At 65.9% G+C, this 13,554-nt stretch carries 10 protein-coding genes; 9 read left to right on the forward strand and 1 reads right to left on the reverse strand.

Going from position 1 to position 13,554, the window contains the following annotated elements; translation table 11 throughout:
* Positions 1-76: 76 nt before the first annotated feature.
* From VGK32_15225 to VGK32_15265, 9 genes are all read left to right on the forward strand, one after another.
* Positions 77-727 carry a sulfite exporter TauE/SafE family protein gene (locus tag VGK32_15225; protein ID HEY3383121.1) on the forward strand — a complete coding sequence of 217 codons (651 nt, stop codon included), beginning with the start codon at positions 77-79 and terminating at the stop codon, positions 725-727.
* On the forward strand, positions 720-1,871 hold the full coding sequence (locus tag VGK32_15230; GenBank protein ID HEY3383122.1) for a 4Fe-4S binding protein: 1,152 nt from the start codon (positions 720-722) through the stop codon (positions 1,869-1,871). The genes VGK32_15225 and VGK32_15230 overlap by 8 nt, the downstream gene beginning before the upstream one ends.
* Positions 1,868-2,392, forward strand: a complete 525-nt coding sequence (locus tag VGK32_15235) for a hypothetical protein (GenBank protein ID HEY3383123.1) — start codon at positions 1,868-1,870, stop codon at positions 2,390-2,392. The genes VGK32_15230 and VGK32_15235 overlap by 4 nt, the downstream gene beginning before the upstream one ends.
* Positions 2,393-2,451: 59 nt before the next feature.
* On the forward strand, positions 2,452-3,939 hold the full coding sequence (locus VGK32_15240; protein HEY3383124.1) for an MBOAT family O-acyltransferase: 1,488 nt from the start codon (positions 2,452-2,454) through the stop codon (positions 3,937-3,939).
* 2 nt (positions 3,940-3,941) lie between these two features.
* Entirely contained in the window at positions 3,942-5,111 is a 1,170-nt protein-coding gene (locus VGK32_15245; protein ID HEY3383125.1) for a hypothetical protein, read from the forward strand.
* An 86-nt stretch (positions 5,112-5,197) separates the two neighbouring features.
* On the forward strand, positions 5,198-5,623 hold the full coding sequence (locus VGK32_15250; protein ID HEY3383126.1) for a hypothetical protein: 426 nt from the start codon (positions 5,198-5,200) through the stop codon (positions 5,621-5,623).
* Positions 5,624-5,909: 286 nt separating this feature from the next.
* The gene (locus VGK32_15255; GenBank protein HEY3383127.1) at positions 5,910-8,996 is read left to right on the forward strand and encodes a carboxypeptidase regulatory-like domain-containing protein; all 3,087 of its coding nucleotides are present in this window, start codon (positions 5,910-5,912) and stop codon (positions 8,994-8,996) included.
* A gap of 341 nt (positions 8,997-9,337) precedes the next feature.
* A complete protein-coding gene (locus VGK32_15260; GenBank protein ID HEY3383128.1) occupies positions 9,338-11,338 on the forward strand; it encodes a TonB-dependent receptor in 2,001 nt (666 codons plus the stop codon).
* A 141-nt stretch (positions 11,339-11,479) separates the two neighbouring features.
* The gene (locus VGK32_15265; GenBank protein HEY3383129.1) at positions 11,480-12,100 is read left to right on the forward strand and encodes a hypothetical protein; all 621 of its coding nucleotides are present in this window, start codon (positions 11,480-11,482) and stop codon (positions 12,098-12,100) included.
* Between the two features lie 142 nt (positions 12,101-12,242).
* Here the strand turns inward: VGK32_15265 and VGK32_15270 are convergent, their stop codons facing one another.
* Complete coding sequence (locus VGK32_15270; protein ID HEY3383130.1) at positions 12,243-13,535, reverse strand: dicarboxylate/amino acid:cation symporter; 1,293 nt, start codon at positions 13,533-13,535, stop codon at positions 12,243-12,245.
* Positions 13,536-13,554 lie beyond the last annotated feature (19 nt).

Genomic DNA, 13,554 nt, shown 5'->3' on the forward strand with positions numbered 1-13,554 from the left:
CGAGTGTCGACTTGATGGTCGCGCTGCGGGACGAATGGCCGCCGACGCGTGTGCTACAGTGGCGTCGGCACGAGCCATGGACCACGCGGTCGAGCCAATTCTCCTCGGGTTCTCGTCGGGACTGATCTGCACGGCGTCGTGCGGCGCGGTGCTCCTTCCGTTCCTGCTGTCGCGAGATCGCGGTCTTGGCGGGACCGCGGCGCTGCTCGCGCAGTTCCTGATCGGCCGGCTCGTCGGCTACGAGTTCTACGCCACGCTGGTTTGGGGCGCCGTGGTGGCGGTACCCTCCGGCCTTCGGGCGAACGCCCTCGTCTTCGGGACGGCCCATCTCGTGCTGGCGCTGATGCTCGGGTGGTACGCCGCGACGGCCGGGCGTTACTACGTGTCGTGTGGGTCCGCCCGCCGCCGGTTCTCATCCCTCCTCGTCGAACGCGCCGGCTGGCTTGGGCCCACGCTCCTCGGCCTGCTGAGCGGCGTGAACCTGTGCGGTCCCTTCGTGGCCGCGACGGTGCGCGCGGCCGAGACGCCCGGCTTGCTGTCGTCGCTGATCTTCTTCGGCCTCTTCTTCGTGGGCACGACGGTCTGGTTCCTGCCGTTTCTCGGCGCAGCCCCGCTGCGGCGCCTCCAGGGCGCGGTGCCGATCGCACGGGTGGCGATGGCAGTGGTGGCGGTCTACTACGCGTATCTGGGCATCGTGTCCCTCGGCGCGAGGTGGTTGCATGGGTGATTCCGCCGTGAAGCGGTCGATCGGCCGGTCGATCGTGCTGACCGTCCCGATGTTCCTCTGGGCGCTGCTGATGTTCTCTCGGGTATTCGCGATGAACGGGCTCGCGCCGAAGCTCGGTGGGCTGGCCACGCTGATCTTCATGGTGGTGCTCTTCTTCCTGATGCTGAAGACGGGGCGGACCCATCGGTGGCGGCGCGTGTTCTTCGTGGCGATGGGCGTCCTGTTCCCGGTCGGATTCATCGCCGCGCTGGTCGCCGAGCGGGGCGCGATGTCGATCTCGGTCGAGCAGATGCTGCTCGGCAACACACCGTTCTGCTTCCTCGCGATCCCGATGATGATCGTGCCGGCCGCACTGACCCGCACGATCATCTTCCCCGGGTCGATCCTGCCGACCGCCAGCAACCCGCACGCGATTGCCGCGATGGTCGGCCTCTGGCTCGCGGCCACGATCGTCCTCGGCAAGGGGTGGTGCGCGTTCGCGTGCTTCTTCGGCGGCATCGAGGAGGGCTGCGCGGCCATCCGCCGGAAGCCGGTGATTCGCCGGATCGCGCCGGCGTGGCGCTGGGGACCGTGGGGCGTGCTGGCCGCCATCGTGCTGTTGTCGGCAGCCACGTTCGAGCCCACCTACTGCGCGTGGCTGTGCCCGTTCAAGGCCGTGACCGAGTTCCCCGCGGTACGGTCGTTCGAGACGGCTGTACAGTTCGGGATCTTCACGACGCTGTTCGCGGGCCTGGTCGTGGCGCTGCCGGTGATGACGAAGAAGCGCACCCAATGCGCCTTCTTCTGCCCGTTCGGCGCGTTCCAGTCGGTATCGAACAAGCTGAGTGTGTTCGACATCCGCATCGACCGCAGCAAGTGCCTCGATTGCGTCGCGTGCCGTGAGAGCTGTCCGACCCTCTCGATCGACGCCGAATCGACGGCGAAGGGCGTGACGCGGATGTCGTGCACGAAGTGCGGCGCGTGCGTGGATACGTGCAAGAAGGGCGCGGCGGTCTGGCACGTCAAGGGGACGACGGTCGGCGTGAAACCGGAACGCGCCCGCCTGCTGTATCTCTACGCGGCGTGGGCGTTCGCGACGATGTTCGGAGGGAGCATCATCGCCAACTCGGTGCAGACCATCCTGTCGTTCGGAGGCGTGCGATGAAACGCATGACGACCGTGCTGGGCTACACTGGGGCGGCGCTGACGATCGTGGCCGCCATCCTGACGCCGTTCGTCCTGCGGGGCGCGTTCACGAACGGCGTGGCGAGCCTGGGGCTGCACATCGACCCGGTCTTCGGCGGGGGCGCCGAGGTTCGGAGCATCGTCCACGACCGCTATCGGATCGCCGTGCACGAGGTGATTCGGCCGGGCGGGCTCTGGCCCCGCGTGGGGCCGTTCGTGCAGGTGGCGTGGGCGCCGGTTGACGCGCTGCCCTCGCGCGTCTCGGACGAGGTCGACGTGGACGGTGATGGCCGCGCCGACGCGCTGGTGTCGTTCGACGTGCCCGGGGATCCGCAGGCGCCGCTCTCGGTGGACATCGTCGCGCGGACGCGGGTGGTGCGCGGCTTCAGGACCGGTCGCGGCGCCGGCGAGTCGTTCGATGCCCTCGCGATCCGGCTCCGCGATCGAATCGTCGTGCGCATCCCGCTCGATGGGGCAGTCGCGCTGGCTGCCGCTCACTGACGCCCGCACTCAGGTCGTGACGGGCCTCGCCTCAGGAAGGCGAGCGCGCTGATCTCGCCATGAGGGGACTCGTCGTGTCATTTACGTCGCCGACATTTCTGTTCCTCTTCCTTCCCGTCGTACTGGCGGTCTACTGGGTCTGTCGATGGCGTCGGCCTCGCGATCTCTTCCTGCTGGTGGCCAGTCTCATCTTCTACGCCTGGGGCGAAGGACCGGTTGTCGGCCTGCTCCTCGGCTCGATTGTGGCGAACTACGCGCTCGGGCTGATGCTGGAGCAGCCTCGACTCGGCCGGTGGCGAGTGTGGGCAATCGCGGCAGCGGTGATGATCAACCTCACGCCGCTCTTGTTGATGAAATACGCGGGTTTTGTCCTCGTCAACGCCAACAGGATGCTGGCATTCGTCGGAGGGACACCGTTCATCGTGCCCAACTGGCACGTGCCGGCCGGCATCTCGTTCTTCACGTTCATGGCGCTGACCTACGTCCTCGCCATTCACCGCCAGGAAATCGCGGCCCAGCGTGACCCGCTGAAACTGGGCCTCTTCATCGCCCTCTTCCCGACCATCATGGCGGGACCGATCCTTCGCTACCACGACCTCGCGCATCAGCTTGCCGACCGGGTGCTCACGCGTGAATCCGGGGCCGAGGGCGCGCGCCGATTCGTGTACGGCCTCGCCAAGAAGGCGCTGATCGCGGACACCCTGGCTGGACCTGCGAACATGGTCTTCTCGCTCGGACTCCAGGACCTTTCGACAGGCGTCGCGTGGCTCGGCCTCGGGTGCTTCACACTGCAGATCTTCTTCGATTTCTCCGGCTACTCGGACATGGCCATCGGTCTTGGCAGGATGCTGGGATTCCGGTTCGCCGAGAATTTCGACCATCCGTACACTGCGTTGTCGCTGCGGGCATTCTGGACGCGCTGGCACATTTCGCTCTCGTCCTGGTTCCGCGACTACGTGTTCCTGCGCGTCGCGTACCCCGTGGGCAGGGCCTTGGAGGGATGGGGCTCCACCCGTCTCCAGGACCAGGGGGCCTACGTGGCCGCCACGCTGGTCACGATGCTCTTGATCGGCTTGTGGCACGGGGCGAGTTGGACCTTTGTGGCGTGGGGCCTTTACAACGGACTCGTGCTGGCGGTCGAACGCACGCGCGTGGGCAAGCGCATCGGGCGGCTTCCGCGGCCGGTTCAGCACATCTACACCATGTTCGTCGTGATGATTGGCTGGACGATCTTCAGGGCGAGTTCCGCGAGGCAGGCCGCCCGGTACCTGGCCGCGCTCGTCGGGCTCGGAGGCAGCTCCGCGCTGCCGGTCACGACTTACGGCGGGTTCGACGTCGTCCTCGCCCTGCTCGCCGGCGTGTTGTTGTCGACCAGGTTCGGAGGCCTGACCGGGACGTGGCTCCGCGTTCGGGTCCAACGTGCCGGGACAATCGGGTCGGCATTCCTGACGCTTGGAGAAATCGTCGTCGTCATGGGCCTGTTGATCGCTTCCCTGTCCTGGCTCTCTGCCGGGACGTTCACGCCGTTCATCTACTTCCGGTTCTAGACATGGCAGTGACGAACACCGCACGGCGCGCCATCGCGGATATCGCCATCACGGTCGCCCTCTTCGGGGCGCTCGTGCTTCCCGTAACAGGACCGGCACTCGGACTGGACGCGTCCCGGTCTCCGAACGAGCGGCGTGCGAAGGCGCCGCCGCCCTCCAGGCCCCGGTCCCTGCAGGCAGCGTGGGGTTTTCCGGGACAGTTCGATTCGTACTTTCGCGATCATTTCGGGTTTCGCAGCTGGCTCATTCGCCTGCACAGTCGCGCATCGCTCGCGATGGAGACCCGTCCGACCGACACGGTGCCGGTCGTTATCGGACGCGATCGATGGCTCTACTACTCAGGGGACGATGCGCTGAGGTACGTGGAGGGACGAAACCGCTTCTCCGACGAAGCGCTGCGAAACTGGGTCACGTGTCTCCAGGACCGGAGTCGCTGGCTCGCGAAGCGAGGTGCCCGTTACCTGGTTGTCATCGCTCCAGGGAAGTCATCGGTCTACCCGGAGCATCTCCCGGCCTGGATTCCTCTCACGACCGAGGGCAACCGGCTGGATCAGCTCGTGAAGGCCGTGAAGGGGGTACCCGACGTCGAACTTCTCGACCTGCGCAGCACATTGCGCGAGGCGAAGCGAGGGGCCCAGGTCTACGACACGACGGACACGCACTGGAACGCCCTGGGCGCCCACGCCGCCTACGTCGCGATCATCGATCGTCTCGCGCGGTGGTTTCCCGGTGAGGCACCCGTGCCGCTGTCTCGGTTCGATCTCAGCTGGAGACGCGGGTCTGGCGATCTTTCGGAGATGCTGGGCCTCGGCGAGTCCATGCAGGAGACGATCCCGATCCTGGTCCGGCGCTCGCCGAACTCGTTCCAGAACGTCGACGGACGTGCGTTCGCCTCGCTGTCCCGCTTCCCGCCGATCGTCACGGAGAATCGGAAGGCTCGCATCGAGCGCGCCGTGGTCTTCAGGGATTCGTTCTCCATCGCCTTGATGCCGTTCCTGCCTGAGCACTTCGGCCGGTCCGTGTTCCTCCGGACCACGGAGTTCGAGGCCGGCGTGGTGGAGACGGAACGTCCCGTTCTCGTCATCCAGGAATACGCGGAGAGGTTTCTCTCTGTACTCAGCCCGGTGAATCAGCCGGCGATTCTCCAGGAGCTCCACCGCGGGACAAGGTGACGGGAAGAGGTGACACGCTCCATTTACCGGGTCGCAAGCATGGAAGGTGTCACCGTTTCAGCCCGACCGTCCTCGGCGCCTTCGCGGTGCGCGACGCACTCACCAGCGTCATCGTCCTCGGGCACTCGAGCACCGTGTCGCTGCCGGAGGCCAGCTACTCGTCGGTGCTTCGCTGCCGGCGTGATGTCAGCGGCAACGTGCGCGACATCCACCAGCAGGATGGCCGGCTGAACCAGCACTCGCTGGAGTTGACGGCGTCAGCGCACGGTCCGATGCAGTCCGGCGCAGTCGTCTGCCACGGCGCGCGGGACCGCGTGTACGAGGGTTCGCTCGCCGCCTTCGTGGCGTCGAACGAGTTGACGCATTCGGTCCACCCCGGCCGTCTCGCCTGGGTGGCCGACGCAAGCCAGCGCGACCAGGTCGTGATGCAGTGCGGGGCGGCGGTGCCCGTCAGCCGCCTGCGCCGCGCTGCTCCCGCTGCTCGAGACGAGACGGGGATGGCGTTTGGCTGAAGCCATGCGCCGACCGGCGATTGCCGGCGTCGATGCCAGATTCGGACACCGACAGCCCCGCCAATCCGAGATGTTGGATTCGACGAACCGGATCCGACGGCCCTCGGAAACTGCCCGCAGATCCGCACGTTTTCCCCCGCGAAACCGATCACTTCCGAAAAGACAGCCTCGAAGATTCCCCCTAACGTGGGAAGAGCGCGGATTCACCGTGAGCGCGCTCGATGGCCCTGCGATGGGTCCGCGGCGACGCCTGCGCCCTCGGTCTTGCGGCAATCAAGGAGGCGGTATGAAGTTCGGAAGGTCACTCCTGCTCGCGTTCGCGATCGCGCTCTGCGTCGCGGCGTCGAGCCTCGCCCAGCAACCGGGCGAGATCTTCGGAAAGGTCAGCGACGCGCAGGGCGGGGTCATGCCCGGCGTCACGGTCACGCTCACCGGGCCATCGCTGCTGCAGCCGGTGGCGGCGACCAGCAGTGCGACCGGCACCTATCGATTCCCCGGGTTGGGGGTCGGTGCCTACGCCGTCAGGTTCGAACTGACCGGTTTCAAGACGCTCGTGCGAGACGCCGTGCGCGTGGAGATCGGCGCCAACGTGCAGGTGAACGCCTCGCTCGAGATCTCACAGGTCCAGGAGACGGTGACGGTACAGGCGGAGACGCCCGTGGTGGACCTGAGGGACACCGGGAAGAGCTCGCGCTTCACGCAGGAGGCGCTGCAGTCGATCCCCTCGGCCCGCGATCCGTGGGTCATGATCGAGCAGACGCCGTCGGTCGCGATGGACCGGCAGAACGTCGGCGGCAGCGGGTCCGGGCAGCAGTCGAATTTCATGGCGCGCGGCGCCGCGTTCTCGCAGCAGAAGTGGAACCTGGACGGCGTGGACATCACCGACATGGCGGCGACTGGCGGGTCGCCCGTCTACTTCGACTTCGACACGTTCGAGGAGATGCAGGTCAGCACGGGAGGCTCGGACGTCACGATGCAGTCGCCCGGCGTCGCCGTCAACGTCGTGACCAAGAGCGGGACCGATGCGCTGCGCGGCAGCACGCGGTTCTACATCACGGACCAGAAGTTCCAGTCGAACAACGTCACCGACGAGATCCGCCGGCAGGGCGCCTCCTCGGGCAACCCGATTCAGAACATCAAGGACTACGGGTTCGAGGTGGGCGGCCCGATCAGGAAGGGGCGCGCCTGGTTCTGGGGCAGCTACGGCAAGCAGGACATCAGGGTCGGGATCAACAACTTCTTCCTGAGAACCGACGCGTGCCGGCCGGTCGCGGCCGCGCCGCTCAACTACCCGGTGGACGATGTGCGGGCCTGCCTCAACACCGACCAGACGATCCTGAACAACTACAACTTCAAGGTGGCCGTGGAGCTGTTCAAGAACAACCAGTTCTCCTGGTTCTACAACGGTGCGGAGAAGGTCCGGAACGCGCGCGGCGCCGACGACCTGCACCCGATCGAGTCCACGAATCGCCAGATCGGCGTCGCCGACACCTCGCTCGGGTCGTCGCTCTGGAAGACCGGCATGCCGAAGACCTACAAGTGGAGCGACCGGCAGATCTTCAGCGACAAGCTGATGATGGAGTACCAGTACGCCCACGTCGGCAACAACTTCGTGATGGACTTCCACGAGGACGCCCTCTCGTCGGTCCAGGTGGCCTATGACCGCTCGAGCCGCGCCTTCATGCGCTCCTTCAGCCAGAATACCTACGTTCGTCCGACCGACAGCGTCGACGTGACGTTGAGCTACTTCCTGCCGGGCAAGCTGGGCGGCGACCACGCGATCAAGGCCGGCTTCAAATACCGCAACGACCTGGCGTTCACAAGGACGCACTGGGGCGGCAACACCCAGGCCTGGTTCGACAACTTCACGACCATGAACGCGTCGGCCGCGCAGCTCTATCGCGACGGCACGAGCGAGGGTGGCCTGCACAACCGCTCGTTCTACGTGCAGGATGCCTACTCGCGCAAGCGCCTGACGGTCAACCTCGGTTTCCGGTTCGACTATCAGAGTGACTTCCAGCAGCCCAAGGACGTGCCGGCCAACCCGTTCTACGGCCAGGCGACGTTCAAGGGCGTGTACAACAACATGACGTATACCGGGCAGCCCTTCAACCAGCTTCCGGCCCTGTCCTTCCCCGGCGCGGACTCCGGTGTGGCGTTCAAGACCTTCTCGCCGCGCATCGGCCTGACGTACGACCTGACCGGCGACTCGAAGAACGTGTTCAAGTTCAACTTCGCGCGCTACGTCGGACAGCTTGGGACGGGTGCGCTGTCGGGCCTCTACCTCACGACCGGCTCCACGCTGATCCGCTATCCGTGGGTGGACCTGAACAACGACAAGTTCGTCCAGGCGAACGAGGTCGTGCTGACGGCGATCCCCCAGAACTACACGCCGGGCTACGACTACACCAACCCGACCCGTGTGAGCACCACCGGGTCGGTGGACCCGAGCCTGAAGCCGGACGCCACCAATGAGGTCATCATCGGGTTCGACCGGCAGCTCGGCCCGAATTTCGGCGTGAGCGCGAGCTACATCTATCGGAAGTACTCGAACTTCCGCTGGACCGACGGCTTGCAGGACCCGATCCTCATCAACTCCAACCTGCCCAATGCCGGCGGCGACACGGTGGGCTTCACGGCGGCGAACTACGTGCCGGTGACCTACACGCCGCCGGCCTCGGCGTGCCCGGCAGGCGCCTACTGCCCAGCGGTGACCTACTACCAGCCGACGAGCCGAATTCCGACGACGTACGTGCTGAACAATCAGCCCGGCTACGAACGCGCCTACCAGGGCTTCGAGCTGAGCCTCCGCAAGCGGATGTCGAAGCGCTGGATGATGAGCGGCGGCTTCTCGTACAACGACGCCACGCGCTCGTACGCCTCGGACGCCTCGTACGAGGATCCGACCAACATCGACAAGCTGGACGGCGGCCAGTTCGCGCCGCTGTCGAGCTCGAGCGGCCTCGGCAACGTCTTCCCGAACGCCAAGTGGATCTTCAGGCTGACGGGCGCCTACCAGTTGCCCCTCTGGCAGGTGGGCGTGGCCGGCTTCTACAACGTGCGCCAGGGCTATCCGTTCATCCGGACGATCAACATCGCCGACCGGCTGAACGGGGCGGGCCAGGTGTACGTGATGCTCGACAAGGTCGGCGACGTCCGGCTTCCCACCTTCCAGCAGCTCGACGTGCGGGTGGACAAGCCATTCACGCTCTTCAAGCGGCTCAAGGTGCAGGCGAGCGTCGACATCTTCAACCTGTTCAACGCCAACACCTCGCTCTCGATCCGGGGCACCCAGAACGCGGGGAACGCGAACCAGATCAGCTCGCTGCTCGCTCCGAGGGTCATTCGGTTCGGCTTCCGGGCGACGTTCTGAGCAGGAGTCAGGAGACAGGAGACAGAAGTGAGAATCGAGAAGTGAGAACTGAGAATTGAGAAGGCAGGCACCAACGGGTGGCACTTTCCATCCAGGCTCGGGATATGGGAAGTGTCACCTCTGCTGCCTTCTCTCGTCAGCCGCCGACGTGCCCCACTCTGCGGGTCAGCGTGGTTCCTGCTCGTCGGAGCCGCGGTCCCCAGCCGATCTCACGCGCTCGTTGCGATCGGCCGCAGGTGGGTGCACCCGTTCCTCGAGACGTCGTTCGGTCCGGAAATACTGATTTCGTCGTAGCGTGTTGTCTGGCCTGGGGTGGAATCGCCTTCGGGCAGGGCAACACCATGGGCACACTCTCGGGGAAGGTTCTCGATCCCGATGGGTTGGCGATTCCTGGAGTGACGATCACGGCATCGTCGCCCACCATGCAGGGCGCTCGTACCATCATCTCGTCGGCGAATGGAGATTTCGTCCTGCCGTTGCTCCCGGCCGGCGACTACCGCATCACGTTCGAACTGGCCGGGTTCTCGACCAAGACGCTGGAACAGCGCGTGTCGCCCGGCGAGACGACCGTCCTGGTCGCGGTCAAACTGGCCGTGGCCTCGGTCAGCGAATCGGTCACCGTCGTCGGGAAGACCGAGAACTTCGCGCAGACGGCCTCCGCAGCGATTAGCTACAAGTCCGACCTGGTCCAGAAGCTGCCGACCAACCGGTCGGTGACCGAGACCGTGCTGCTGGCGCCCGGCGTCAACAACACGGGGCCGAGTGCCGCGGTCACCATCTCCGGTGCGCTGTCCTACGAGGGGCTCTACCTCCTCAATGGCGTGGTGATCAACGAGAACCTGCGCGGCCAGCCGCTCGGGCTGTTCGTCGAGGACGCCATCCAGGAAACGACCACCACGACCGGCAGCGCGTCGCCCTGGGGCGAGCCGAAGACCAACATCACCGTGCCGACCTACACCTACACGGTTGGCGGGCCGATCCTGAGGGACAAGCCGTGGTTCTTCCACGACGGCCGGTACCGGAAGACCGCGACCTCCAACACCTTCGCGTTCTCGGCGATTCCGCACAACCAGTCCACGAAGGAATACCGCCTCGAGGAGAAGCTGACGTACGCGATCAATCCGAACCACAACATCCGCGGCACGGCCTTCCAACTGGCGACGAGCGCGAACAACTACTTCTTCAACGGCATGGACCCGCGTCAGTTGTACAACCGGCGTCTGCCGCAGAACATGTACTCGTTCAACTACAACGCGATTCTGTCGTCGAAGCTGTTCTTCGAGGCGCAGTACTCTCAGCGCCACCTGGCGTGGGAGAACGACGGGTCGCGCTACACCGACCGGATCTACGGCACGCAGCTCACCGACCGGGCCAAGACGACGTTCTGGGCGCCGACCTTCTGCGGTGTCTGCACCGGCGAAAGCCGCGACAACCAGGACATCCTCGCCAAGGTCAACTACTTCCTGTCCACGTCGAAGGCCGGCTCGCACAACATCGTGGCCGGCGTCGACGTCTTCAATGACTACCGCTTCTCGAACAACCACCAGTCGGGCAGCGACTTCATCGTGTCGGTGCCGCGCTCGATCCAGAACGGGTCGACCTTCTACCCGGTGGTCACCAATACGACCGGGTCCAACCAGACCCTCATCAGCTACCGGCCGATCCTCGTGCCGACCAAGGGCACGAACATCTGGACCTACTCCGGGTTCTTCAACGACTCGTGGCGCCTGAGCAACAACTTCAGCTTCAACCTTGGCCTCCGGTGGGACCGCAACCGCAGCATCGACAGCAGCGGCGCGGAGGTCGCGAAGGATGCGACGTTCAGTCCGCGGCTCTCGATGACGTGGGACCCGAAGGGTGACGGAAAGACGACGGTCTTCGGATCCTACGCGCGCTACGTCGCCAGCATGGCGAACAGCGTCGCCGATGCCGGTTCGGCCGGCGGTCAGCCTGCGCTCTACCAGTGGTACTACCAGGGGACGACCGTCAACGGCGCCGCGAGCGGACCGTACCTGACGCCGGATCAGGCGCTGCCGACCCTCTTCGCGTGGTGGGATGCCCAAGGCGGGGCAAACAATCCGAACCTCGTGGCGGTGACGATCCCCGGCTTGAGCACGAGGATTGGCGACAACCTCAAGGCGCAGTACATGACCGAGTACATGGCCGGCATGAGTCACAACTTCGGCCGCGTGCTGCTGCGCGTGGACGCGTCGTATCGTCCCGCGGCGAACTTCTACGGCAACTACACCAGCATCGCCACGGGCAAGGTGACCAACCCGGTCAGCGGCGCGAGGTACGACCTCACGCTGGTGCAGAACACGGATTCGGTGTGGCGTCGCTAATGGGGTGTCAACACGCAACTGTCGTGGCGCGTCAATCGAGACCTGACCCTCTGCGGGAACTGGACGATCTCGGAGAACCGCGGCAACGTCGAAGGAGAGAACACGGGTTCCGGCCCGGTCAGAACCGCCGCCAACCAGTACATGGATTACAAGGATCCGAGCTGGAACTACCCGGAGGGGGACCTCGGATCCGATCAGCGTCATCGAGGCCGCATCTTCGCGAACGACGACATGGGCCTCGGCCGCTTCGGCAGGCTCGGCGTGGGCGTGCTGCAGATGTTGAACAGCGGCTCGCCGTATGGCGCGGTGGCCGGCATCGACATGCGGCCCTACGTGGCCAATCCCGGCTACACGACCGCGCAGGGCGGTTCGACGGTGCAGTACTACTTCGCGGCGCGCGACGCGTACCGTGGCGACTGGATGATCCGGACGGACCTGTCCCTCAACTACTCGTATCGTGTCGGCAAGGTCGAGGCGTTCTGGCAGGGCCAGGTGCTGAACCTGTTCGATCGCGCGGCGGTAACCGGCGTCGCCAACCTGAATCAGAACGTGTTCACCGCGGCGTCGCCTGGCACCATCCGGGGGCTGGCAGCCTTCAATGCGTTCACCACGGCCCCGGTCGCCGGTGTGAACTACGTGCTGGATCCGGGCACGACGAGCAGGGATCTGGCCGGTAACCCGGTGGCGTTCGGTCAACCGCTGTCGGCCAACGCCTACCAGACGCCGCGCACGTTCCGCATGAGCTTCGGCGTGCGCTTCTAGGAAGGGTCACGGTAGTGACCAACGGGTGACACCAGGAGAAGGTGGCACTCTCCGTTCTTTCGACTCGGGAGATGGAGAGTGCCACCATGGCAGGTGCCGCCAACCTGCACGAACGCCGCTGTGACGGGCGGCGCGACGATCATCACGGCCGTGGAGGTCGTGGAGTTGCCTGTTCCGGCACGTGACGCCGCTCGCGGTCGCGGCCGTCGGCCAGCGTCGTCACGGCCAGCATGCCTGTCACATTGGCGACGGTTCGAAAGGCATTGGGAATCGGGTCGATGGCCAGTAGCAGGCCAAGCGCACCGATCGGAAGCCCCGCCGCCGCGAGCACCGGCGCCACCACGACCACCGCGCCACTCGGCACCCCGCCCACCGCGAAGCTCGTCACGACGGCGGTCAGCACGATGGCCACCGTGTGCGAAGGGTCGATGGCGATGCCGTACAGGCGCCCGACAAAGCAGGTGACCACCACGAACCAGACGGGCGAGGAGTACTTGAAGACCGCCAGCGACAGCGGCAGCACGAACCCGGTTGCGGTTTGCGACAGGCCCAGGTGCCGCTCCGCGCCCTCCACCATCGCCGGCAACGACGCCATCGACGAGTGCGTGCTGAACGCGACGATCTGCGCCGGCGCGGCCGCACGCGCGAACCGTAGCGGCGACACGCCCGCACCTGCGAGCACCACGAGATAGAGAAACACTGTGAACACGACTTGTGCGACCGCCGACACGACGACGTAGTATGCCAGAGCGCTGACGATGCCCACGCCCACGCGAATCGCCAGGCCGACGCCGAGGGCAAACACACCATAGGGCGAGAGGGAGACGATCCAGTTCAGCACCACGGTGATCGTCGCATCGACCGACCGGACCAGCGTGACGAGCGGGTCCCGCAGTGCCTGAGGAATGCGCGCCGCACCAAGCGCGAACGCCACCGAGAACACCAGGAGGGGGACCATCGTGCCGTCGGCGGCGGCGCGAATCGCGTTGGTCGGCACCAGTTCGAGGATCCACTGGGCGGCGCTGGGATTGGGTCCTGCCATGACCGGGGCCGACACGCTCGCTCGAAGCGCCGCGGAGGTCGCTGCGTTGATGGGCAGGCGCGCGAAGACCATTGGCATCGTGACCACCGCCAGCACCGCGGTGCCGGTCAGCAGCCCGAGGATGACCGCGCCCGCCCGCCATCCTGCCCGCCCAATCTCACGCGGGTCACCGCTGCCCGCGATGCTCCCGACAAGCTTCGAGACCACGAAGGGCAGGATGGTCATCAGGATCGCGTTGATCCAGAGCTTCCCACCGATCTCGATCGCCGCGCCGGCCGTGAGCGCGGCCGCGTGGCCGGTCGCCGCGAGCGCGGCGCCCACGGCGAGCCCGCCGGCCAGCCCGATGATGGCCTTCGTCCCGAGGTTCAGGCCCAAGGTCCGCTGTCCGGTCACGTGTCGCGTCCTCCGGGCC

Source organism: Vicinamibacterales bacterium, assembly GCA_036504215.1.
Lineage (GTDB): Bacteria > Acidobacteriota > Vicinamibacteria > Vicinamibacterales > Fen-181 > FEN-299.

What these genes read in the sequence shown, in the direction of transcription:
- VGK32_15235 (HEY3383123.1), top strand. Translation starts at nt 1,868, where the DNA reads ATGAAACGCATGACGACCGTGCTGGGCTACACTGGGGCGGCGCTGACG.
- VGK32_15245 (HEY3383125.1), top strand. Translation starts at nt 3,942, where the DNA reads ATGGCAGTGACGAACACCGCACGGCGCGCCATCGCGGATATCGCCATC.
- VGK32_15255 (HEY3383127.1), top strand. Translation starts at nt 5,910, where the DNA reads ATGAAGTTCGGAAGGTCACTCCTGCTCGCGTTCGCGATCGCGCTCTGC.
- VGK32_15265 (HEY3383129.1), top strand. Translation starts at nt 11,480, where the DNA reads ATGGATTACAAGGATCCGAGCTGGAACTACCCGGAGGGGGACCTCGGA.
- VGK32_15260 (HEY3383128.1), top strand. Translation starts at nt 9,338, where the DNA reads ATGGGCACACTCTCGGGGAAGGTTCTCGATCCCGATGGGTTGGCGATT.
- VGK32_15230 (HEY3383122.1), top strand. Translation starts at nt 720, where the DNA reads ATGGGTGATTCCGCCGTGAAGCGGTCGATCGGCCGGTCGATCGTGCTG.
- VGK32_15225 (HEY3383121.1), top strand. Translation starts at nt 77, where the DNA reads ATGGACCACGCGGTCGAGCCAATTCTCCTCGGGTTCTCGTCGGGACTG.
- VGK32_15240 (HEY3383124.1), top strand. Translation starts at nt 2,452, where the DNA reads ATGAGGGGACTCGTCGTGTCATTTACGTCGCCGACATTTCTGTTCCTC.